General features: G+C 43.7%; 16 protein-coding genes. 5 read left to right on the forward strand and 11 right to left on the reverse strand.

The features are described from left to right. Positions 1-27: 27 nt before the first annotated feature. Positions 28-3792 carry an alpha-L-arabinofuranosidase C-terminal domain-containing protein gene (locus M3636_RS09350; protein WP_251382244.1) on the reverse strand — a complete coding sequence of 1255 codons (3765 nt, stop codon included), beginning with the start codon at positions 3790-3792 and terminating at the stop codon, positions 28-30. 354 nt (positions 3793-4146) lie between these two features. Between M3636_RS09350 and abnB the strand changes: the two genes are divergently transcribed. Further along, positions 4147-6561 (forward strand): arabinan endo-1,5-alpha-L-arabinosidase AbnB, encoded by a 2415-nt coding sequence (gene abnB, locus M3636_RS09355; protein ID WP_251382245.1) that lies wholly within the window; start codon positions 4147-4149, stop codon positions 6559-6561. A 208-nt stretch (positions 6562-6769) separates the two neighbouring features. Here abnB and metE read toward each other — a convergent pair whose 3' ends face one another. Continuing rightward, complete coding sequence (gene metE, locus M3636_RS09360) at positions 6770-9058, reverse strand: 5-methyltetrahydropteroyltriglutamate--homocysteine S-methyltransferase (protein ID WP_251382246.1); 2289 nt, start codon at positions 9056-9058, stop codon at positions 6770-6772. Positions 9059-9300: 242 nt separating this feature from the next. Here metE and M3636_RS09365 point away from each other — a divergent pair, with 242 nt between their 5' ends. After that, on the forward strand, positions 9301-10278 hold the full coding sequence (locus tag M3636_RS09365) for an alpha/beta fold hydrolase (protein ID WP_251382247.1): 978 nt from the start codon (positions 9301-9303) through the stop codon (positions 10276-10278). 56 nt (positions 10279-10334) lie between these two features. Here M3636_RS09365 and M3636_RS09370 read toward each other — a convergent pair whose 3' ends face one another. From M3636_RS09370 to M3636_RS09385, 4 genes are all read right to left on the reverse strand, one after another. Beyond that, positions 10335-10982 carry a hypothetical protein gene (locus tag M3636_RS09370; RefSeq protein ID WP_251382248.1) on the reverse strand — a complete coding sequence of 216 codons (648 nt, stop codon included), beginning with the start codon at positions 10980-10982 and terminating at the stop codon, positions 10335-10337. A gap of 281 nt (positions 10983-11263) precedes the next feature. Continuing rightward, on the reverse strand, positions 11264-12745 hold the full coding sequence (locus tag M3636_RS09375) for a DHA2 family efflux MFS transporter permease subunit (protein WP_128104486.1): 1482 nt from the start codon (positions 12743-12745) through the stop codon (positions 11264-11266). A gap of 254 nt (positions 12746-12999) precedes the next feature. Further along, positions 13000-13578, reverse strand: a complete 579-nt coding sequence (locus M3636_RS09380) for a TetR/AcrR family transcriptional regulator (protein WP_128102373.1) — start codon at positions 13576-13578, stop codon at positions 13000-13002. 96 nt (positions 13579-13674) lie between these two features. Beyond that, the gene (locus M3636_RS09385; RefSeq protein WP_128102374.1) at positions 13675-14229 is read right to left on the reverse strand and encodes an XRE family transcriptional regulator; all 555 of its coding nucleotides are present in this window, start codon (positions 14227-14229) and stop codon (positions 13675-13677) included. Between the two features lie 149 nt (positions 14230-14378). Here M3636_RS09385 and M3636_RS09390 point away from each other — a divergent pair, with 149 nt between their 5' ends. Beyond that, the gene (locus M3636_RS09390) at positions 14379-14966 is read left to right on the forward strand and encodes a LysE family transporter (RefSeq protein ID WP_285858624.1); all 588 of its coding nucleotides are present in this window, start codon (positions 14379-14381) and stop codon (positions 14964-14966) included. Positions 14967-15105: 139 nt separating this feature from the next. On the opposite strand, the gene M3636_RS09395 is transcribed toward M3636_RS09390, so the two are convergent. Then, entirely contained in the window at positions 15106-16014 is a 909-nt protein-coding gene (locus tag M3636_RS09395; RefSeq protein WP_128104487.1) for an NAD(P)/FAD-dependent oxidoreductase, read from the reverse strand. A 449-nt stretch (positions 16015-16463) separates the two neighbouring features. On the opposite strand from M3636_RS09395, the gene cyoE reads away from it, so the two are divergent. Next, the gene (cyoE, locus tag M3636_RS09400; protein ID WP_128102376.1) at positions 16464-17393 is read left to right on the forward strand and encodes a heme o synthase; all 930 of its coding nucleotides are present in this window, start codon (positions 16464-16466) and stop codon (positions 17391-17393) included. Between the two features lie 94 nt (positions 17394-17487). On the opposite strand, the gene M3636_RS09405 is transcribed toward cyoE, so the two are convergent. The 4 genes from M3636_RS09405 to M3636_RS09420 all read right to left on the reverse strand — a co-directional run bounded on the left by M3636_RS09405 (position 17488) and on the right by M3636_RS09420 (position 23895). Further along, positions 17488-19257, reverse strand: a complete 1770-nt coding sequence (locus M3636_RS09405; RefSeq protein ID WP_251382249.1) for an ABC transporter ATP-binding protein — start codon at positions 19255-19257, stop codon at positions 17488-17490. Continuing rightward, positions 19254-20999: an ABC transporter ATP-binding protein gene (locus M3636_RS09410; RefSeq protein ID WP_251382250.1), complete on the reverse strand. Its 1746-nt coding sequence runs from the start codon at positions 20997-20999 to the stop codon at positions 19254-19256. Before M3636_RS09410 ends, M3636_RS09405 begins: the two co-directional genes overlap by 4 nt. 715 nt (positions 21000-21714) lie before the next feature. Next, positions 21715-22530, reverse strand: coding sequence for a copper amine oxidase N-terminal domain-containing protein (locus tag M3636_RS09415; RefSeq protein WP_251382251.1), 816 nt, complete (start codon positions 22528-22530; stop codon positions 21715-21717). Between the two features lie 132 nt (positions 22531-22662). Beyond that, complete coding sequence (locus M3636_RS09420) at positions 22663-23895, reverse strand: MDR family MFS transporter (RefSeq protein WP_251382252.1); 1233 nt, start codon at positions 23893-23895, stop codon at positions 22663-22665. Between the two features lie 177 nt (positions 23896-24072). Here M3636_RS09420 and M3636_RS09425 point away from each other — a divergent pair, with 177 nt between their 5' ends. After that, positions 24073-25839, forward strand: a complete 1767-nt coding sequence (locus M3636_RS09425) for an ABC transporter substrate-binding protein (protein ID WP_251382253.1) — start codon at positions 24073-24075, stop codon at positions 25837-25839. Positions 25840-25851 lie beyond the last annotated feature (12 nt).

Below are 25851 nucleotides of genomic sequence, written 5' to 3' on the forward strand. Positions count from 1 at the left end.
AATAAATTTCTGTCATTTAGGATAGGTTTATAACACACTCATAACTAATACGTTCACCGAATTTGCCGGTAAATGAAGTACAACGGTCTCTCCCAGCAGGTTCACCTTTTGTTCTACTGGAATGACCTTTTCATCATTCTTTTGGTTCACATTCGGGAGGTGAACTAAACTCTCGTCCCCGCTGATTGTAATCCATGTTGCTTCAGCTGCTACTTGCAGGTGTTCGAGCTGAAGCTGCGTTGCCTTCTCTACAGAATCAGCATTAACCAATTTCACATACACATGCTGATCATCTCTCGTAACTGAGTGGAACACTTCGCGATTGTATGCTTCTAACTTGTAATCGAGCGTCTTGCTGGATGTATGTCCATCCGTATAGGAGCAGAGGAGCCGATCTCCAGTATCACCACCATAATTGACTGTGATCGTATACAGCGTATCATCCGTTAGTGGTTCATAGTTTGCAGCTCTGAGATTACCTGCTGCCGAGCTGGAAGAATAATCGCCCAGCGTGTAGCCTTCAATCCCCTGTTTGTACACTTTTACTCCGGTCGCTTGCCCATCATACGCAATAGCATACTCTGTGACATCTTTGGATTCAGGTGTGATATCGGTTAGACCTACACCAACATAGAATCCATCCTCACCCGATACCCGCTGAGCCTGCACCTGCACTTGGTAATTGGTCCAATCTTCATTGAGCAAATAAATTCCGTTTAGACCACTGTCCTGTGTCTCTAATCGTAATCCGTTGCCTGGTTCCATCGTATATCCTGCCGATCCAGGAATAAGTGACCACACTTCACTAGGCTGGTTCTGCTCTCTAAAGTCCTCTTCGAGCAGAACGCTACCATTCTGGTTGGAAGTGACCTTAATGCTCTTAACTACGATATCTGCATTACCCGTCGCAATTTCAATTCCTCCGCGTGGAATTAGTTCAAGCTGTTTGCCTTTGTTGTACGTGGAGAATGAAGTACCCAGCACTTCTTTTCCTACATGCTTCGCAAAGAGCTGTTGCACATAATAATTAGGTGTGAACCATACCGTCTCATCATCAAACCAAATGCAGTCCGGTGTCCAGCGATAGGTTCCATCGGTAAGCACTTTATTAAATAACGGTGCATAGGCTGCCAAGCGTACGACATCCGCATTATTTTCAAATCCGGTCATTACTGCAGCTTCAGCGACAGCGCCAGCAAGTGTATTTTTATCTGTCGAAGCATATTCTCCTACAAACACCTTGGAGGTCTGTTTCCAGTCGATACTTCCATCTGCATGGTAGGCTCGATCATAGTAATTATAGCGATCCGCATTATTCAGTAAATATTCATTCGAACGGTAGTAGTGCTCATCCGCAATCGTATCCATATAATCCTGCTGATGTTCGTACCAATTCACCGTCTCTGTAATGACTTCAGCACCATCTGCAAAAGCAACCTGTGCCGATCCAGTGAGATTGCCACTCAGGAATTTCCAGCCCTCCTGATACGCATCATCATCCGCCTGCGCACCAACCGTTGAAATAATATGCAGCTCATGATCTGGATAGTGAAGCTTCATGTACGCATCAATGGATGTTTTGAACACTTCAAAGTTAGCAAAAAACTCGGTTCCCCAGTTCTCATTGCCTACCCCCAGATAACGAAGATCGAAGGGCTCAGGATGTCCCATCTGCGCACGCAGTGCTGCCCATTCATTATTTTCCACATCAACGCTTAATGCAAAATCGATAAGGTCCGTAAAGTTCTTGATATAATATTCCCGCAGTACACCACCAGCAGGATGAGCATAGTCCGAACGCGCCTGACAAAGGACACCACAAGCCATCACCGGCACTGGCAAAGCATTTAAGTCCTCCGCTAGTTGGAAATACTCCATATAACCGAGACCCATGGTCATCATATATCCCCAGACGTTGTAGTTCTCTTTGCGTAGCTCAACTTCACCTACGGAGTCCTTCCAATCATAGACATTCTCCCATATAAATGAACCCTCTGAGATACAGCCTCCCGGAAAACGTAGAAATGTCGGATGTAGATCGACAAGCGCCTGAATGAGGTCTTTCCGAAGTCGGTAATTTGCATTCCCCTTGTAGTTCGCATGTGCAGAGCTGGAATCACCTTGTTCGTTCGGAACTGCTCCCCATACATCCTGTGGCATTAAAGACACCATGTCGATGGAGATTTCACCCTCAAAGCTCAGAACCAATTGTCCCATCGCAGTTGCCGTTCCGGTTAAGACGAGGTTGGCTGAAGCCTGTTGCGTACTTACACCATACTTCTTCCAAGTGCCTCCCCCATCTACATGCAAAACGACGGGTTCACTAATGGAATATTGATTCGCATCCTGCAACTGCACGGTTATCGTACCTCGAGCATCCGCCTTGGCCCAGATTGTGAAGTTATAGCGCTCCCCTTGTTGGATTGACATTGCGCAATGCTGATTCGAGTCTGAGAAGCCACGGTTACGAATGGTTCCGCCATCTTGCACCGTCACATAGTAAGCATTCGTCTCCGGATCATCTACACCAAAGTGCTCATTCAATCCACCCGTCTGCTGTACAATCATGCGATCTGTGTCCCCGGACCAAGCAAACAAAGGCTCACGATTCCGCCCCGTCGAACAACCACACTCTCCAGATGCATGTGAGTACGTATCGAAGGCAAACGATTCAAACGAACGATTCTGCACCAGTTCTGCGTAAATGCCCCCATCTGCCGCATTGTTGATGTCCTCATAGAACAAACCATACATCACTTCACTGATATCAGCGACCTTCTGATCCCCATGAATGGTAATCGTATATGGCGGTAAATGTTCAGGCAACACGGAAACATCATAATGCTTGCTGAGTGTGCTGCTTCCCTTCGTTAACAAAGCCCTTAAACGGACTTCTTGCGGCGAAGTAATCATCTGGATCTTCCCATCATGCGATAGAATCTCTGGCTTGCTAGACCGCCATTGTACACCGACCTTACCGCCCAACAGATTCAAGGGCAATGAAATATCCTTTGTAATGATTTTGGTCGGGAACGAAAGATATTTATCCCCTGCGAGCTTGATAATCTCCTCATCTGTCAGTGACTCACACATCACCTCAATCACTTCATCCATGGTTAAGCCTGCGCGATATATGCGCAGATCGGAGAGCGAGCCAGCAAAGTCAACATCTGCCGCATATTGAGAACGTCCGATATAGTTCTGACTGTAGTTGGAAATATCGCTGAAGGTATCAAACCATTTGCGCAGCTTCGCATAGTTCCCACTAGAGGTTTGGCTAATGGAACCATCCGCAGCCTTCTCCCCATTCACATAAACGATAGGTCCTGCACTACTCTGAGTGCCATTCTCTGTTCCTGAGATGGATAATGCAATATGCATCCATTCCCCACTCGCGAAGCCACGACCTGGATTGGCCACGAGATCATCAGCCGCAAACAGAGAGCTCCGTAACTGACGTGTTAGAAATACATATGGGCCTTGCTCACCTTTACCAAAATCAAAAATTCGTTCCCACACGTTGGCACCCTTGCCAAAGTTGACCCATGTCGAAACCGTCAACCCTGTGTTATCGCTTACATCTTGAAGTAGATTGGAAGGTAGCGCAAGATAAGATGAACCATTGTCTCCCCCTGCAAACGTAGCAGCAGTTCTGCCTTGAACGGTAGAAATGGTGGGTTTCTGATCTCCTAAAGCTACTCCAACATGCCCATTTCCTGAGGAATCCTGACCTATGTTCGTCGGTTCATCAAACGTGTAATGTGCAATCAACTGATTCTTGAATGTACTCATTGGTAATCCTCCTATGTAACCAAAATTTAATTCATATAAATATAAAATAGTTGATAAATATCTAAACAATTCACATACTCGTTATACTACCTACTTATATCCCATTTTTCAATAATAAAATTATAATAAGTCCTATTCCGCTTAGGAAAAAGCGAAATTCTAAATTTAATTCTCGGCAGACGTTCATTCGATATGTCATAAACATTATAGTTTACAAATATATGAATTGATTGATAGTATAACAAATGAAAGCGGTTAATTGTAAATTTTAACAAGGAGGTGTGTACTGAAGTATTCGGCAATAAGGTAATGAACAAATAAACTATCATTGGCGTTTGATGAAAGGGGAATTTTATGAAGCGTTATATGGCTATCGCACTTAGTGCCGCTCTGCTCACTTCACCAACTCTGTTGCCAGGCTCAGCTATGGCGAACAGTTCTACCTCAGACGTGATACAACCACAATCGACTACTCAATCTACGCTTAACACGATACCTGGATTTACGGATGTTTCTGTTCATGATCCTTCCGTCATTAAGGTTGGCGATACCTTTTATGTATTTGGTTCACATTTACAAGTCGCTAAATCCAAAGATCTAATGAACTGGGAAGCTGTGGCATCAGGCGTTACGGATAATAATCCAGTGGTTCCTAATGTGACGAAGGAGTTTGGAGAAGCCTTAGCCTGGGCGCAGACGGATACATTATGGGCGGCCGATGTTATTCAATTGACTGACGGCAAATTTTATATGTACTACAATGCGTGCAAAGGCGACTCTCCTCGCTCTGCACTTGGCGTTGCTGTCGCTGATAACATTGAAGGGCCTTATAAGGATCAGGGGATATTGCTGAAATCGGGTATGTGGGATCAGATTAGCGAGGACGGTACCATATATGATGCAACGAAACACCCTAACGTTGTTGACCCCGATGTGTTTTTTGATAAAGACGGCAAGTTATGGATGGTATATGGCTCTTATTCGGGAGGAATTTTCATTCTGGAGATGGACGAAACGACGGGTAAACCTCTGCCGAATCAAGGTTATGGCAAAAAACTGACGGGCGGTAATCACAGCCGTATTGAAGCGCCTTATATGCAATATAGCCCTGAGACGGACTATTATTATCTATTCCTCTCCTATGGTGGACTCGACGCTGTTGGCGGATATAACATCCGGGTAGCACGTTCGAAGACACCAGACGGTCCATTTTACGATGCTGCGGGTAATGATATGATTCAAGTCATGGCGGATAAGGACAAACCGCTGTTCGACGACGCATCCATTGAGCCATTCGGCGTTAAGCTGATGGGCAATTACCTGTTCCAAAGACAGATCGGTGATCCGGGTACAGGTCAGGGTATCGGTTACGTATCACCAGGTCATAACTCCGCCTATGTCGATCCTGAGAGTGGCAAGCACTTCTTAATCTTCCATTCTCGCTTTCCAGGACGCGGGGAACAACATGAAGTCCGTGTACATGAAATGCATATGAATGCCGATGGATGGCCTACAGTGTCTCCATATCGTTATGCAGGATTGGACGAAGCTTCTAATGTCATTCCGAGTCATTCGGTGGCAGGTCAGTATAAGTGGATTAATCACGGAAAAGATATCTCATCTGCAATCAAAACATCTCAAAATGTTGTTCTTTCTCCTAATGGTCAGATTAGCGGCGCAGTGACAGGCACATGGAGTGTTACAGATGATCATCGCAATCAGATTACCATCACGACAGACGGTGTGACTTACAAAGGGGTACTTACCTATGAGTGGGAACCGAATCTTCAGCGCGAGATTCTAACCTTCAGTGCCCTCTCCTCTACAGGCGTTGCGATCTGGGGAAGTCAAGAGGTTGACCTTGCGGATCAAGCCGTTGTTGATGCGGTTAAAAAGGATCTAAGTATCGGTGACACCAAAAATATATTTTTCAATGTGTCCCTCCCCACATCAGGTGCACGGGATAGCAAGATTACATGGAGTTCGTCTAATGTCGCTGTACTTTCAAATACAGGGGTTGTAAATCGTCCCCGTGCAGGCAAAGGCGATGCCAAAGTAACATTAACGGCTAACATTACAAAAGGAACTGCATCTACCTCTCAAAGGTTTAATATTACCGTACCTGAGCAAGCAAAAGGACCTTTACTTGGGGAATACAGATTTGACGGCAGCAAGCTCGCCAAAATTGCACAGGATTCCAGTAAAAACGGATATCATGGACAAGCCTTTCACGTGGAGAGTTCGGTCGTAGGTAACAAGAAAAACCTCGCTGCTGCTTTTAACGGACAAGACAGCTATATCGAACTGCCTGGACTTATCACAGATACGACGGACTTCACATTTAGCAGCTGGGTCTATTGGGACGGTGGTAATCCATGGCAACGGATTTTCGACTTCGGTAATAGCTTGACGCGTCATATGTTCCTTACGCCTTCTCAACATAACGGAGCACTACAATTCACCATTCATAATGAGGGTAAGGATCAAAGTCTGATCGCATCCCAAGCATTGCCCACGAACCAATGGGTTCATGTTGCTGTTACACTCCAGGGTGACACAGGAACGTTGTATGTGAATGGCCAATCTGCGGCGAGCAGTACCGACATCACCTATAACCCCAAAGATTTACAAAGTACTGAGGCATACTTAGGCAAGAGCCGATATACTGCCGATCCGTATTTCAAGGGCAAGATGGATCAGGTTAGCATTTATAATAAAGCACTGACAGCTAAAGAGATCCAACGCTTGGCTGGAGAGCGCCTGGAGTAATTAGTGCACAAAATTAAATAAATAGGAAGAGACCACATTCATTGGTTTGGTGCATGAATGTGGTCTCTTCTATTGTCCTGAATAGAGAACAACTGTAGCCTACGCAATTGTAAGAGCTACAGTTGTTCTTATTGCTGCTTTTGTTATTATCGCATGATGGTAGAGCAATCATGCGTCATTCATTCTTTTCTAAGCGTAAGGTTAAAGCTTACACATGTGTAGCATACGTATCACGAGCAAGTCGTGTTGCCTCAACCATGTTTTGCAGCGATGCAACCGTTTCGTCATAACCACGTGTTTTGAGCCCGCAATCTGGATTAATCCAGAACAATTGTGCCGGTAACACACGCAAAGCCCGCTGAATCATATCCGTCATTTCCTTCACACTAGGTACACGTGGACTATGAATATCATACACGCCGAGTCCAATGCCAAGCTTGTATGTGTTCAGCTCAAAGCTATGAATCAATTCACCGTGACTCCGTGAAGTTTCAATCGAAATGACATCCGCGTCCATGGCTTCAATCGAGCCAATCATGTCATGGAATTCGCAATAACACATATGCGTGTGAATTTGTGTCGTTTCCTGTACCGTACAAGTCGTAATTTTGAAAGCCTTCACGGCCCAAGCAAGATAATCCTCCTGCTCATTTACCTTTAGTGGCAGCCCTTCACGAACAGCCGGTTCATCCACCTGAATCATGCCGATGCCTGCTTGCTCCAGTGCCTCAACTTCTTGTCTGAGGGCATAAGCCAACTGGTATGCAATGTGTTCCCGCGGGATATCGTCACGGACAAATGACCAGTTCATAATCGTGATCGGGCCAGTTAACATGCCTTTCACAGGCTTCTTCGTCTGAGATTGAGCATACACCGTCTCTTCCACCGTCATGTTTCCGTCAAATGCCACATCTCCGAAGATGACAGGTGGCTTCACACAGCGTGATCCATAGGATTGCACCCACCCATTCTGCGTGAAGGCGAAGCCGGCTAGCTTCTCACCAAAGAATTCAACCATATCCGTGCGTTCGAACTCCCCATGTACAAGTACATCTAAGCCAATCTCTTCCTGAAGTCCAATCCATGTATCGATATGCTGGTGAATGAAATCCGTGTATCGCTGCTGATTCCACTCCCCTTTACGCCAGCTCTGACGTGCTTTCCGAACTTCAGCAGATTGAGGGAAACTTCCAATCGTTGTCGTTGGTAGCAGCGGTAGTTGCCACTTATCCTGCTGTGCTAGATGTCTCTTGGCAAATGGCACAGAACGTACCGGCTCTTGCACCCGAAGTTTCTCCACCGCTTGCTGAACATCACTACGATTGCGCTCATTGGACTGATGCAGAGCCAGAATTGCACGTGCACTCGAATCCAGCTGTGTAGCGATAGCTCCAATGCCTGAGGTTAGCGCCTGGGTTAAGAGAACCAATTCGTCCAGCTTCTCATCCGCAAATGCCAATGCACTTTTCAGTTCATTCGTAAGCTTGGTTTCACGATCCGTTGTTACCGGAACATGAAGTAGACTGCACGAGGATTGGATAATCAGGCGATCTGGCGATACAATGGCAGACAATTCATTCAGAAGATCCAGCTTCTCTTGCAGAGAAGATCTCCAGATTCCACGTCCATCAATAATACCGGCTCCCAGCAACTTGTCCTGTGGAAAAGCAAACGATTGGAGCAATTGTTGGTTTCCAGACCGTCCGTGTACAAAATCAAGTCCGATACCTTGAACAGGCAATGCCACAATATCTTGATAACGCTCTACAGCTTCAAAATACGTTTGTAACATGATGTTGATTGCAGGTGCGGATGCATGTAATGTTTCATAGATAGTTCTCAGATGTTGCAGATCTTCATCGCTCACTTGCGTAACAAGGATTGGTTCATCGATCTGTACCCACTGCACACCTTCCTGCTGCAATTCTTGGAGAATTTGAACATATAGAGGTAGCAGGCGATTAAGCCATGACCCTGTTTCAGAGGCACTATACCCTTTCGATAACTTCACAAATGTAAGTGGACCGACTAACACGGGTTTCCCTTCAATGCCTAATTTCTCCTTCGCCTCCCGGTACGCCTCCAAAGGTTTATTCTCCGTAAGTACGGGTGTGAGACCCGACAATTCCGGTACGATGTAATGATAATTGGTGTTGAACCATTTCGTCATCTCGCTGGCAGCGGCATCCTTGGTTCCACGTGCAATCCCATAATATACAGACAAGGGTACTTTACCACCCTCATAAGCAAAACGCTCAGGAATCAGACCAAACATCGTAGCCGTATCCAATATATGATCATAATAACTGAAGTCGTTGACAGGAATGTAATCAATACCTTTTGCTTGCTGTTTACGCAAATGATTCAAACGGATTGCTTGCAGCTGGCTTTCAAAAGCTTCGGTGTCAATTTTGCCTGCCCAATATGCTTCCAATGCTTTCTTCCATTCACGATCTGCTCCAATACGCGGATATCCAAGAACACTACTTTTCACCATATGATATTTCCCCTCTGCACTTCGATTTGTTATATCAAAAGTTATCACAGAAAGGCTTGCGCCATGTAATTCCATAAAATTATATCTAGCTATAGCTTCAGGCTATAGCTAAGCATTTTTTTTACTATGCATTAATTACATAAACAAACTATCCCGTTAAGATAGAATTAAGACTGTGTTTTAATATACATAAGCTTGGGCAGTTATAATGAGGAAAATACAACAAGAGAGTATGTGAAACCATGAAAAAATGGGGAAAACGACTACGAATTACAGCCATTGCGGGACTTGCGTTGATTCTGGTGCTACTGGGATCAGGCGTGGTTTATCAGCAGGTAGGTAAAAGAAATGATTTGAACAATTTCACACCCCCAGGCAAGCTCTACAAAGTACATGGAGAAAATATGCACCTCTATACAGGTGGTCAAGGGGATGTAACAGTGGTCATGGCATCCGGTTGGGGTACGGCTAATCCCTATGTAGATTATTATCCTCTATATGAACAATTAGCTCCCTATACCAAATTCGCGGTTTATGACCGCTTCGGTTATGGTTATAGCGATGTAACAGACAAGAAAAGAGACGTGGATACGATTGCAGAGGAGTTACATGAGCTGTTAGAGACTTCTGGGCAGAAACCACCTTATATACTCGTCGGGCACTCCCTTGGGTCGCTTGAAACGCTGCGATATGCTCAGAAGTACCCGAATGAAGTAAAAGGCATTGTGATGATTGATGGGGGTAGCCCGGAGCATTATGCAAAAGACGAAGATAATTTGGCCGATGTCATTGGTGGCTTTATGAATCAATTCCGTATTCAAACGGGACTGTTCCGATTGTCTCTACAATCCGAACCTGTCTTGGAAGCAAGTCGTGCTAATCGTAACAACCTGAAATTTGTACCTGATGAGTTGAAACAAGTTGATACGACAGCTCTGCTGCTTAACTATGGGAATTCCAACACCGTGGATGAATTACGTGAGATGAACGCCAATGCAACGGTCGTGATGAATAATACCAAGCCTCTATCTGTGCCACTAACCATTCTAACCTCAGATTATTTTGGAGCTAGTGAACCGATCTGGGATCAGTCTCAAGCGGAGTTCATTTCCTGGTCAACACAACCCAAACACGTGACAATAAAAGATTCCGAGCATTATATTCATCAGTATCATCCAGAGCAAGTAGCCGATGAAATATTAGAATTAGTGGAAAAGTAAGTGCCTTCCACCCTCAACGGTAATAGTCCGTTGGGGGTTTTTATATCTTTTGGCCATTACCCAATCTGGGATAAACCATTTCTATGGGACAGAAACTGGTCTAGGGCCTCTCTCATATCCTTGGATGTAAGTCCATGTCGGTTGAAGTAGTTGTGAATATGCTCGAACCCACTCCAATCCTGATTGTAAATCTGCTGTATTTTGCGATTGAACTTCTCTTCTGCATCATCTTGCTTAGAACCTAGTGGTTCACATAGCCAGAAATCATTTCTTTTCACATCACCACACTTCGTCCACAGCAAATTCTCATACTGGATGACATCCCAATCCTGAAAGCCTGCTCTGATCTGCCCGATTTCTGTTGTGAGTATATCATTCATTAATTGAGGCGGAATGTGTCCATACGTATCTCGATACTGTCTCAGATTAAGCGCGTCAACCCAATGAGTAAGCACGTACTTTCCTGAAGAATATGCGTATAGCTTAGGAACGAATGCACAGTTTTGCATTGTTGATATGGCCTCGCACTCGATCTCTCCATCTATTTTTCCACGCGTACTATACACTCTGAGGCTATAGTCTTTAATTCTATAAACGACAGAACGTTGACCGACTAGGGAAGCTTGCATAGTTAAATGGCCATTTGCTTCATAGTGAGCAAGTAACTCTTTCATATTCGAGGGTATAGGATTCACAATGTTCATAATCAGATCTCCTTGTTGTTCTATTCAGACTAAAACGTTTTCATTTTAACAAGATTACCTTTGTAAATACTATTTTATCTTTAATAATTGGTATGAACATATACAATATGGTCAAAACATGAAGTATTTGCTCTGAAAATTTCGGAGCCACTCCTCTTGCGTCGTTTATATATTCACTTTAAAGGTTGGAACCCGTTTCACGTCAAGTCACAAAAAAAAACGGTACCTCCCTGTATAAACAGGAAGTGTACCGTTATTTAACAACTAAAATCTAATATTTATTAATGCATAGGACCTTGCTGACCCTGTTGGTTACCTACTTTAACACGTTTAATGAAGAAGGAGGTGACCAGTCCGATTAGCGCAAGTACTAGTGCAAAAACAAATGCATTTTGTACACCTGATGTGAAACCTGCCAACTGATTCTCAGGACTTTCAGGATTCGTCACTCCGCTTAAGAATCGAGTCTGACCAGCACTCAAAATACTTACAGCTACAGCCGTACCAATCGCACCTGATACTTGTTGGAGTGTATTCATGATTGCTGTACCATGCGGATAATATGCTGGTGGCAATTGGTTCAAACCGTTTGTTTGCGCAGGCATCATGATCATTGAGATTCCGACCATCATAAATACATGCAATGTAATGATCGTGCCAAGTGAAGTACTTGGAGTAATGTTAGTGTACATAAACAGAACTACCGCTACAACCGCAAGTCCAATAATAACCAGCCATCTTGGTCCAAACTTGTCGAATAGACGACCCATGACCGGAGACAAGAAACCATTGAGTAAGCTACCTGGCAATAATACAAGTCCCGCTGTCAATGCTGTAACCGCCATACCTTGCTGCAGATACATCGGAAGAATCAACATGGAGGACAACATCATCATCATACAGATGAAGATCAAGATTAAGCCAATTGTGAACATCGGATATTTGAAAGCCCGCAGATCCATCATAGGCTGCTTCATTTTCAATTGACGGATACTGAAGATTAACAAGGACAGCACACCAATCACAATCGTGATTACTACGACTGGGCTTGTCCATCCACCGCCAGTATCTCCATGACCACCTGCGCTACTGAATCCATATACAATACCGCCGAATCCGAGCGTAGATAGTACGATGGAAAGAACATCAATTTTGGGCTTCGTCAATGTCGATATATTCGGCAAGAACAGCAAACCGCAGATTAAGGAGATCAAGAAGAACGGCAACGAAATCCAGAAGATCCAGTGCCAGCTCAGATTAGCCAAGATCAGACCCGAGATACTCGGACCACTCGCAGGTGCAAACATAATAACGAGACCGATCAGACCCATAGCTGCACCGCGCTTTTCAATCGGGAAAATAACCAAAATAGTGTTAAACATGAGCGGAAGCAGCAATGCTGTACCTACCGCCTGTAATACCCTAGCCACTAATAAAATTTCAAAGCTAGGTGCAAGAGCAGCTACAAATGTTCCTGCTATGGAGAAAATCAGAGAAGTTGTGAACAACTGTCTCGTTGTAAACCATTGTAATAACATACCGGATACCGGCACCAGAATACCTAGAACGAGCAAGTACCCTGTAGTCAACCATTGGATCGTCGTTGGACCAACTTCCAGCAATCCCATCAGTGGCGTTAATGCCACATTCAGAGCTGTCTCACCGAACAATCCGATAAATCCACTTAATAACATAGCAAATAAGATTGGAAACACCTTATATTGCTTTGTTTCTTCCTGGTTCTGTACAGAACCGCCTTTCATGGAAGCCTCCACGATCCCATCCTCCTCAAACGTTTCAAACTATTTCTCTCTTTGTCTATATAAATGAACTAATGCATATTACACTTTCCACTTCGATGACAGAATAACTTTCCGATCGCTGTTATCCCCAGATTTTTTTGATTCCCTTCTCCAAAGGGAAAATCCGGTGATAAAGGCGAACGCTTTGCTTCTTCATGTTATTTCTGTCCCCTCCGTTCCCGTGTAATGACTAAGTTCAGTTTATATAGCTTTACTTATATGGCGTTTTTCGCCGCTACCGATAAGTAATCAGCAGCCGTCAGCAGAGGCTGTTTGTCCTGATTCGTCAGGCTGATAATCAGTGCTCCCTCCATCATGGAGATGATCAGAAGTGCTGTATCACGTGCTTTATCTTCACCCATGCCATCCAATAACAGATGTTTTTTGATGATCTGCTGCCAATCGGCAAAAACACCCTGACACGCAATTCGCAGTTGTTGGCTGATACAGGAAGTCTCTACGGCTGCCCAAAAACTAAATGGCAAGAAACCCGTAAATCCCGCGGCTTCCGTCTCATCAGCCAAGTCGTGTATGAATTGCTGAATGGCGTCTCCAGTATTGTCATGTGCAGCAAACGTTTCTTCAAACACCTGTAGGATATGCTGATTGGCTTTTTCAATACAGACGTGTGCAAGCTCTTCCTTGCCGCTCGGGAAATAGTGATACAATGAACCCTTCGGCGTACCGCTCTCCTTGATGATCTGATTCAGACCTGTCGCATGATATCCTTGTGAAAAAAACAGTCTCGCTGCTGTGCTGACAATGAGCTCTCTAGCATTGGACTTTTCACTCATGGAGCCACTTCCTTCAAAAAATTATAACAATCGGTCTATATAATTAAAACCGCATTTGAATGCATTGTCAATCATTTGTTTTAATTTTTAACTTCCTTATTTTGAGTAATGAATTACCATGCTCATTTTCGTTGTATCCGCTCCTGAATGTTGGTATGTATGCGGTCTGTTGGCTCGGAAACGAATGGATTCTCCCGTTCGAACCGTGTACTCTTCTTCCTCTATGCGAATGATGACCTCTCCTTCGAAGACCGTAATAAATTCCTCACTTCCTTCAATATGAGGCTCTGCTTGCAGATACGCTTCCATATCCATTTCCATCATATACATCTCAAAGTGACGTTCATCCTCAAATGGAAAATGGGGATAGATTCGTATTCTTCCATCGTCCTCAATCCATGGCTGAACATCCGCTCGTGTTACTAGATGCGTATCTGCAGCCGGTTCATGAATTAATGTTGTAAAAGAAGTCTTCAATCCGTTAGCAATCTTCCATACGGTTGCAATGGTTGGATTAGACACACCACGCTCAATCTGCCCTAACATCGTCTTGCTAATCCCCGTTAATTCAGCCACCTTATCCAGACTTAGCTTCCGTTCTTCCCTGATTGACTTCAAATTCTGTGCCAAGATCGTATTAACCTGGTTCATCGTACCTCACTCTCCATTCCTTTTCTTCTGTACTCTATTATAAACCTATTGTGCGTTATAGAGCACATGTTGTACACTAAAATAAATATGTGCTTTATAACGCACAAAAATACTTTATAAGGCACAAAAAAATAAAATATGGAGGCTATATGTTCATTATCCCACTACTGATTTATGCTATCGTATCTTCCTTCAGCCCAGGGCCCAATAACATCATCGCAATGACAAGTGGACGAGATCATGGGTTCAGCAAAACTCTTCCTTTTATAGGAGGAGTCGCGTTCAGTTGTATGATCATTATGTTACTTTCCAGCTATTTCAGCCTGATACTTCATCTATTCATTCCAACCTTTCGTCCTATACTTAATCTATTGGGATGTATGTACATGCTGTATTTAGCTTTCAAAGTCATGATCAGTCATTCTACTAAGAATAACGCTTTACGTACTTCTCCATATAGCTTTGGTTTTGGATGTGTCCTGCAATTCATCAATCCCAAAGTCATCATATATGGTCTGACTGCGATCTCCATGTTTGTCATTCCACTGGGCGAATCACACCATCATCTAATCTGGTTCTCGTTACTACTAACGTTCATCGGGATTAGTGCCAATATGACATGGGCACTCTGTGGTTCGTTATTCCAGAACTTATTATTGAGACATGAACGTCTGTTCAATGTGTTGATGGGAATCATGCTTATCTACAGCGCCATATCCATCTTAGTTTCTAAGTAGGACACAGAACATAAGCAAGCGTTCATCCCCCACACCGGAGTTGAACGCTTGTATTATAGTAATGTTTGATCTACACCATTCGCATCATTCCAACAATCCTAATTACTTTATTAACGGTAGCACCCTCTTGTGTAGCTTTTCATTCATTGCCTTGTTTATTCCACGCCTCCATAGCTAGTTCACTGTTAATACTCACTGCCGAAAGTGCCCCTAAGGATGCGGCCGCAATCGCTTGATGATATTCGGATGCAGCATCCCCCGCGCTGAACACACCTGGAACAGTAGTTTTCGCGCGCTCATCAACAATGACTGTACCCAGCTCATTCACCTCACATCCCAAAGATTGGGGCAGGTCTGACCCAATAGACAGCTTCGGTGCGAAGAAAATACCTTTGCACTCAATCTGATTGCCATCTTGCAGAACTACACGCTGCACGATCCCATCCTGGGATTCAATGCGCCCAACTGGTGATTCATAGACAGGAACGCCATGCCGCTGCAACTCCTCACGTTGTTCATCCGTCATTTCATCTGGACCATTCGTACAGATCGTATATTTACTCGTCCAGCCTGTGATAATCTGAGCTAAGTGTAGAGCTCTCGCTCCATTTACGATTAAGACGAGAGGTTGATCCCTTAACTCCCATCCATCACAATAAGGACATACAAACGCCGTCTTGCCATATACTTCAGACAATCCATTCAGGTCTAGCGGAAGATCCTTCTTACCCACTGCAAACAAAATCTTTTTAGCTTGAAGAACTAAACCCTCTGAAGTCGTAACTTGAAACGAACCATCACTTCCTTCTATAGATGTAGCTGCATCTTCTACAAATTGTACAGAAGGAAAAGCACTAATCTGTTCTTTTGCTATCCGCCGAAATTCGCCAGGGCTAATTCCCTCTCTCGTCAGAAAATTGTGAGCTTTATGCGTTACCCGATTTCTCGCCTGCCCAGCATCAATTACAGCAACGTTTCTTCTTGCTCGACCTAATACGAGAGCTGCGTTCAGACCCGCAGGCCCTCCACCAATAATTATCGCATCCATAATTTCTTTCACACTAAAACACCCTTTCCAGATATATTATATCTCTAATTTAACCAAAAAATATTGCCTTCATCGACATAGACCGAACCTTGACATGCTGCTGGGTAATCGTATGTACAGCGATAGATACGATCGCCACATAGTTAAGCTCATTCAACGGTAAAGGATCAATAGTGAGCACTCGATTTAACAAAACCATTAAAGACCCTTTATGTCCATAATATATACTCAATTGATCTTTGGCAAGTTAAATTTTGTGGTACCCCTTAAGATTCTTCCCCCAGTAACACATAAAATCATTTTTCACAATTAAAAAAGCTCTTGTTTTTAAATTGTTCACAATCAATTGACAGTATTTTTAATACTAAAAAGTTGCTTATTTCACATAGTAAACGGAATGCTATAATAAGTTCACAAGATATATAAGTATAGATATAGGACGTGAGTACTTGAAAACATTGAATAAAGGGTCTCAACCCAAAATTGAACTAGAGTTCAACTCTATTCCCAAAGTCTTCTTTGACACGATCAAAGTTGGAATTATCAAGTCCAATCTAATCGCCATGTTGGCAGGTTTATGCTTGGCTCTGTATGTATTCGATGCTTCATTCCTGGCTAACATTGTACCGATTATTCTTTCGGTCATTGGCTCCTCTCTCATTATAGGAGCTGCCGGCGTGTTCAACAATCTGTACGATCGTGACATTGACGCCATCATGGAGCGTACGAGAACCCGTCCAACTGTAACTGGACAAGTTAACACCAAGTCGGGATTGATTCTAGGTATTACCATCACCATTATCGGGGGAATACTTCTCTACATCGCCTCCCCTTCGGCAGCTTTCTTTGGTATTCTAGGTCTGTTGCTCTACGTGTTCCCGTACACAATGTGGACAAAACGTACAACCATTTATAACACTGAAGTAGGAAGCTTGTCCGGAGCTGTTCCTCCGCTTATCGGTTGGGCAGCCATCTCACCAGAACTTGGACACTTTGAAATCTGGGCGTTAGTGGTGACGATGCTGTTGTGGCAGATGCCTCACTTCTATGGTATTGCGATTCGTAGATTTGATGAATATAAAGCAGCTAATGTTCCAATGCTTCCTGTTGTAAAAGGAATTAGACGCACTTATATCCAAACCAATGTTTATCTGGTATTGTTGATGGCTTCCAGCTTCCTATTCTGGCCACTAAGCCCGTTTGTTGCGATTGTTGCCTTCCTTGTAAGCTTGGCATGGTTCATTTTGAGCGTAGCTACCTTTGATCGAAACGAAATGAAGAAATGGTCACACAAAATGTTCATCTTCTCCATTAATCACATTACAATTGTTTTCCTTGTGATCATTGCTTACTCTCTAATTGCTCAATTAATTAAATAAATAATAGACAAACCAAAAGCCATATCGATCAACTCAAGACGAGTGATTGATATGGCTTTTTCTTAGCTGTTCAATTGCTGCTTTCTTTTCTACCTTAACCAACCTTAGCAGGTGTTTGTTCACCTTGCCAGAGCAGTTGCATCTCTTCACTCGTTTCAAGTAAGTGACTCAAGCTGCCTTCGGCTTCAATACGTCCATCCTTCATAACAATGATATGATCGGCTCTGGATAATGCGGCTCTACGATGGGATACCGCAATACAAGTTACCTCGCGCTCACTGGCCAAACCCTCCCAGACCAATTGCTCTGTTTCTACATCTAGCGCACTGGACAAGTCATCGAAGATAAACAGATCGGCTTCGGTCATTAGCATCCGCGCAGTAGACGCACGTTGAATCTGTCCACCAGACAGCATAACGCCCCGAGGACCGACAGATGTCTCAAGTCCATCATCGAGATTTTCGATATCCTTCTTCATAACGGCTAGCCGAATTGCTTTTTCCAGTCCTTCCTCAACCGATTCTCGTTTACCTTGAACAATATTCTCTCGTAACGTATCGCTAAATAAACGAGGAACCTGCGGTGTATATGCTGCTCTTGGCGGCATAAGGAATGTAGCCGGATCTACTTCTTTTCCATTCCAGCGAATCATCCCCTCCTGTTTCGGCAGCAGACCCAGAAGCGTGCGCACCAGAGTTGATTTTCCTGATCCAATACGCCCTGTAATGACCAGGAACTGCCCTCTCTGCAAGCGGAAATGAACATGCTCTATCCCATTCGTGGAATTCGGATACTGATAACTCAGATTGCTCACTTCTAACTCTCGGAGTTCATCTTCCTCACTTCGTTCGATGTCTGTCAGCTCAGGAGGATCTTGATTCAGATAGATTTCCCGATAATCCATGATTCGGTTTTCCTCACCAGGACGAAATAACTTCCGCATCCGATCAAAGGACACCTTTAACCGTTTATGCTGGAATACCATGTACCCAAACAAGGAAATACTAAAGCCAATGTTGGCTAGATAGGATGTGAAGAGTGCAAAATCACCCACCGAAAATTGGCCTGCCCTCATCTCTGCCGCACACATCAGCAGAATTAAACCGGTACAGATGCTGAGAACGTGTTGATTCAGCGATCTCATCCACTGTTTGAACAGATTATCCCGTAATGCTGCCTGACGACGTTGTTCATTCAAAGTATTAAAACGGGATGAGACATGCTCTTCTGCTTGCCCAAGCTTCAGCGCCTGCACTGCTCCAAATGTCTCAGCAATGAAACTGGTGATTCGACCTGTCGATTCACGATTGACTTGAGCATATTTACGAGCCCGATTGCCCGACAGATTATTAAGCATTGTAACGACAACCAGCGGAAGTACAGCAACCAACGTAATCTTCCAATTAATATTAGCCATGATGATGATTGAAACGATGGCAAATACGAGTCTGCCCCAGAAGTCGACCCAGGATTCTACGTACTCAACCACTTCATCGACATCATCGCGGAACCGACTCATCGCCTCACCTGGTGAAGCCGGAAGATTCCGACCAGGCCAGCGCATGATACCCGCAAGCATATTCGTTCGTAATATCGCTTGAATGTGATACACATAGGTGATCCAAGCGTAAAAGGCTGTAAAGAATGTCCCTACTCTAGCCATTCTAATCAGTGCAAGAAAGATTAAGGGAACAGCAAGCCACATGTAATCGGTAGATCCGATGGTCACACGGTCAAAAAACCATTGCATTCCGATCCCGATCGCAAGCGGTAGGGAATGAAATATACACCACAACAGACCATTAATTAGAAATAATACTGATTTGAAGCGGAATAAACGACCTATAAATCCTGCGACATTCAAGCCAACTCCTCCTCTCTACCCGTCATACGCAATCTCGCATAATGTGAATCAGGATTGTTCGCCAGCTCTTCTCTGGCTCCAAATTCGATAATCTCACCATCACTGAGCACCATAATCTGATCGACTTGATCCAGCGTAGCTAGTCGGTGAGCAATAATAATCCCTGTGCATTGTTTCATTAATTCATCCACCGCTTGTTGCAGCAACATCTCAGTCGCAGCATCCAAACGTGAAGAGGGTTCATCTAGAATAACTAAACTTGGCTCTGTCAAAAATACACGTGTTAGTGCAAATAGCTGCGCTTCTCCAGCCGACAGGGAAGAACCTCCTGCTTTCAAGTGAGTGTCTAATCCTTCCGGTTGGGTATCAATCCATTGACGCAGTCCCAGTCGCTCTGTCGTTTCGATAATCATGTTGTCTGAAACTTCCGAGTTAAATAACGTCAAGTTGTCGCGTAGCGTACCGTCAAACAACTGCACATCCTGCGTCACCATTCCAACCCGGCGGTATAGCGCAGGTAGTGTTAACTCTGTGATATCCTGACCACCGACCCGGATTACACCCTGATTCAGATTATATAACCGAAGAAGAACACGACTTAGACTGGATTTACCACTACCGGTACGTCCAATAATACCAAGACGCTCCCCAGGCTTAATTTTAAAATGAATATCCCGCAATACAGGCTTATCATCGTTATAGCTAAAATGCACATGTTCAAACTCTAGACCCAGTGCACCTGCAGGAAGTGTATCTCGATTCCCGTCTTTAATCTCACTGCTCAGGGAGAGAAGTTCTCGTGAGCGGAGCATACCGGACTTGGCTTTCTGAAATTCTTGCACCTGATCTCCCAGCATCTCAATGGGATCATTCAACATCTGTGTGTATTGATAAATAAGGAACAACGTACCTAGACTAATCGCCCCTTGCATGTAATTGTGAACACCAAGCATCAGTACCGCAGTTACAGCTATGGCAAACAAAATCACCGTTGTATTCCACGGAATAACGCGAAGCATCCAAGCTCTGCGCCCTTTTAGAAACACAACTCGCATCAATCGATAGAAGCGATTCATCACATAAGGCACGTGTCCGTTCGCTTGCACATCCTCAATTCCAGCAATACGTTCCTCAATCATGCCGAACAAGGACGCACTTGCTTCACGCTCGTTCTTCGAGGACTGAACACCCATATTTCGAATGAAAACCATAAACAGAACCGATAACAGTGTGAACACCGTCATTACCAGTGCAATCGGTATATTAATCGTAAACATGAAGCCAAGGATTCCAGCAAGAAGCACAAAGCTGCCAATAACCTGCACAATAAACATTGCAAAGAAATTGGAAATGCTCGTTACATCGCCATCCACCCGTTCGATCATCTCTCCAGGCGTTTTTACATTATGGAACCGCATATCAAGTCCAAGGCAATGCTTCAGCAGATCGCCCCTTAATTGATTCGTTGCCCGCCATGCGACATCATTACCTAGATAACTTACAGCTACAGTTAACAGTTGATTGAAGATCGCAATAATTAGAAATATACCTGCAAGCTGAATGAGACTAGAAACCACGCCGCCACTCGCTGCTGTATCAATAAACCGCTTGATGATCTGCGGATTCAGAAGCTGTAATCCCGTCGACGTCAGCAAAATAATTAATAGCAGCACCAGTCTCAATCGGACTGGCTTTAGATACCGCAATAGCCATGACATCGACTTTTTCTCTTGTTTGGGCATCTTGCCCCACCTCCAACGTACGAATTACTTTGTTAGAAAGCATCAAATTCATCAACTCAAACTCTGCTTAACTAGGCCGAATCATAAATAATTTCGCTGAACCATACATGAATTCTATGATTGTATTGATGATGTACCATTTCACATTCTCCTACCTATCATTTATTTTTGTTTCCAGATGATTCTGAATGATTACAACAAGCACGAACAGACATACATTATTTCACATCCCCAATCTCCCCTTTCATGTGAAACGTTTGCTTGCAGCGCACGACAAAAAGCCATAGATGAACTAAGTTCATCTATGGCTTCTATAACAAGAAGAGTACCATTAGATTATGTAGCGTTACTGGTCTTCTCCTTGACATTCGCACTACGGATGAGCGTCCATGACAGGATGCATAAACAGGACTGCCCAGACGCTATCTTTAAGAGGTTGTTCAAAAAGTTGATTTCAAGTTTCATCCCATCTTCCCGGCATCGAAACCCCTTCTCTTTGAACATATACTCTAACGCAATTGGTTGTGTCGACATGCTCATGCGTATTCAGTTATCGGTTAGATATCAATTTTGGCATGAACATCATCCCTACACCCACCCGTCTCACATATTTGTTGTTTATTGTATTCGCTAATAGGTCAGTACGTCAAGAACATATTTACTGATTTGTTATTTAATTCATGTGATTAATAATCTGAACGTATAGAATGCAAGCTTAATAACCTAAGTATGGAATATCTCTGAAATAAATATTTAACTTATGCACCTTCCAGATTCCTCTGCTGTATAAAAGCTCGATATTTCGATCATATACATAATGGGAGTCACCGGTTAATGTATTCCCAAGAACATAAGATTGAGACAATGTTGCAGTAGTGCTGCTCGTATAATGAATGCCCGTTTCTGGAGCACCGAATTGCACTTCTTCACCCTGCAACTGCTGTCCATCCAGAATGGATTGAATCAATTTCTCCGTAAAATAGGGCTTAAAATAAGCCCTTATTTGTTTATTCTCAGGCATATCAGACGTTTCATTTAACTTGGTTAATAATTCGTTCAATCGGGCTTCAGTTAGTTTCTGTGCATCAGGAATTTGAACGGAATCTGGTTGCATGCTAACCATGATATGACGATCATCAAGACTAACATTGGCCTGCTTGGCTTCCTTGTTCCATTCTAGCTCGGCTCCTAACGTTTGGCTGACAAATCGGAGCGGAACATACGCTGTTGCATTGATCAACTCAACGGGAGAATCCATGGGTTCAACGTAATCATTCACATTTGCATTTTTGAAGTTAACCGCCAATGTAATTTTCTTATCATTTTTGGTCAAAAGAATGCTCTTCGAATATTTGTCCCATTGTACCTTTGCGCCCAAATGCTGTGATACAGCCCGTAACGGAATGAGCACCCGATTGTTCACGATAACTCCAGTATGAATCTCCGTAGGGCTCGTTTCTGCTAATACAGGTAATGCCATTATGCCGAATAGTACGGATGCGACCCATACGGATACCATCTTCTTAAACATATTCAACCTCCCAGAAATAGATGATCGTTATTCACTTTTCTCTATCCTAAGTAACGCTTCATGCTCCATAGAAGTTACTGCGAACACATCTAAAAAGTTCGGATCACTGAAAACAGATCTCGGCTACATTCGTTAGGCACTCTGCTGCATGGCGTTAGCCTCCCGCTCCCTTATGATCAGCCGCTTATGAGCAATCCATAGAAAAGGCAATCCAAGTGCCGTAATCAACGCAAGCGGAAGAAATACAGCTACTCCATGTCCTCCGAATTGGCTCAGTAATAAACCACCCATAATCGGTGCCATAACATTGCCAAAGTTGTTAAAGCCAATCGTGCCAAAGTACGTCCCTTTCCATTCCGGCTTCGCAATTCGATCAATCAGCATATCCATCATCGTAAATAACAACACTTCCCCAACCGTGAACAACACTACACTAATCATCAGCAGAGCTGCGCCACTCGCCATACCGAACAGGAATAAACTTGCGGCAACCAAGAGGTTACCCCAGATGAGCGGTACAAGCGGCGGTGCATTTCGAAATGCACGTACGATAGGATATTGCACGATTAGCACCGTCACAGCATTGAGCGATAACATATAGGAAAACAACTGGCTTCCATTCTCAAACAACGTACTACGCTCCATGTACTGGGCAAGTGTTGAACCAAAATGTCCGTAGCCAAGTACACAAAATGTCGTTCCAATCAGTACTGGTAAAAATACACGATCCCGGCCAGCCGTAGTCAAAGCATCTCGTAAACGTGGTGCCTTCGCCTGCGAGGGCTGTGGTAGATTAGCATGTTGAAGCTGGAATTGTACAATTAACACCAAACCATAAGCGATGTATACAAGTCCAGAGATCAGAAATGGAAAAGTCGATTGCGCTGACCCCAATTGAAAACCAATGATTGGACCAAATACAACCCCTAGATTAATAGCGGCATACCTCAGATTGAACACGAGCAATTTATTCTCTGGTGGGGTGATGTCAGATAACAGTGCGCGTGACGTTGGCTCAAAGACCGCACGACATAGACCGTTGAGCGTATTAGCCACGAAGAAAACCCATAAATACTCTGCCGCGGAGAAGATGAAGAAGACCCCTGCCCAGCAGAAAATGGAGACCAGCATAACCACTTTACGACCGATCCGATCTGAAATATACCCCCCATAAAAGCTTACCATCACACCCGCCAGTGAACTCACAGCGACAGTGAAGCCAGTCTCCGTTGGTGTGGCTCCGAGGACACTCGTCAGATAAATAGATAGAAACGGAATGCTCATCGAGGTTACGAGACGACCAAACATCGTCCCAACAATAATTGTCCAAGCTAAAGGGTGAATCTGTCTTAAATGTTGCTTCATTCGTATGTTCTCCTGTTCTCGTTGTTAACTTCTAGAAGGTCTGCCCTTCGTCTGTTGAATTATGTATAATTGTATAGAACAAAGGGGGAAATAAAAGTGTAAGGAAATAAATATTGATTTCACCTTTTAACACGAGTGCCTTTGAACCATCTTTTATATGAAGAGGAGCTTAACCTTTTGGATACAACAACCGCTCATTACATACGACTTACAACTGCGACTGAGGTTACATTTAAACTACATACACCGGTTCCCGTAACGATCGATACCCTATCCACTGTCTTATGTTGCACGCCTCGAAATGTTAAATTTACCTTGCGAAAGTTGGAAGAGAAAGGCTTTATCCACTGGCAACCGGGGATTGGCAGAGGTCATCATTCCACCTTGACGTTACTTCGCAGTGAGAATGAAACGATAGAATCCAGCTTCATGGAGCTAATGGGTAAAGGAAAAATGAAAGAAGCCATTGAATTCATTGGCGCTATGGAGAACAACGAGACTCTTCGGGAACAATTGTTAGATTCGTTATATAAACAAATGGGATTTCACAGCCATTCGGAAAGCTCTTCGGGTCAGGATGTTCTACGTATGATGCGATCACGTAGATTAGCAGATCTGGATCCCGCATTTGTATACAATGCTTTTGAAACATACTTGCTTGGGCAGGTGTGCAGCACATTGGTGACCTACGATGCCAAAACGGATACGTTCCTACCTGATCTGGCTCACATGTGGGAGGGTAGCAAGGATTATCTAGTATGGACCTTCTATTTACGTAAGAGTGTGCGCTTCCACCACAATAGAATGTTGACATCTAAGGATGTTGAATTTACATTACAGCGTCTGCGAAGTGTGAATAGTCCAGTCGTTTGGTTGTATCGTGACATTGAACGAATTGAGGTTGCTGGGGATTACTGCATTCGCTTTTACTTGAACCGTCCCAATCAATTCTTCTTGCATTTGTTTAGTTGTATTCCTATGACGATCCTCCCATACGATGTTGATGTATCCAAACAACTCATTGGCACTGGGCCTTTTCAGATTAGTGAGATCAATGAGGATTTACTGAAACTAAGCGCATTTGATAACTATTACGGTATTCGTCCTTACCTTGATCAAGTCCATTTTTGGTTTGTACCAGATCTTGAGTCCAATGAGCGTCACTATGAACTACCCGGAACAGATCGATTGGAGCAATCTACTCATTTTGCACAAACCAACAGTTTCAATTATCCTGCTCTAGGCTGTCAATATATGTTATTTAATTTTAATAAACCTGGTATCTTTCATAACCCCAAGTTTCGGCAAGCAATGAAAATGGTCTATGATTCTGTTTCACTGGTAACGGAACTGGGAGGCAATCGAATTACGCCAGCAAACAGCCTTTTGCCCTGGAAAAGCGCCGAGCATCATTGGACTCCATCCTCACTTGAGCAAGCACGTAATCTGCTACACAGCAGCGGATATCTTAGTGAGACACTCATATTATCGTACTCGGAGAATAAGGATGTCTTAACTGCCAATTGGATTCAACAACGAGCACAGCAAATTGGCTTAAATATCGAACTGTCTCCGACAAATGAATGTCTGTATCCTACTAATGCGATGAAAGCCGATCTTATTTTGGCAGAAGAAATTTTGGAGGAGGATTGGCAATATGGGTTGATTCATTTTTTTACGAATCGGTCGAATCACCTTCATATCTGCATGTCACCTCATTCGCTGAACGAGTTAGAACAGAAACTGGATTCGTTTGGACAGCTTGATACCCATGCACGCGCACAGCTGTTAGATGAAGCTGAGGATTTACTGAGGGATAACGACTGGATTTTACATGGATGTCATATGAACAAAAGTGCTCAGCTGAACCAAAGTTTATTTGGCATGCAAACAGCTGATTTTGGCTATATGGACATTTCCAAGCTGTGGATTAAGAATCAATAGGTATTGCGATGA

Source organism: Paenibacillus sp. MER 99-2 (assembly GCF_023714095.1).
Taxonomy (GTDB): domain Bacteria; phylum Bacillota; class Bacilli; order Paenibacillales; family Paenibacillaceae; genus Paenibacillus.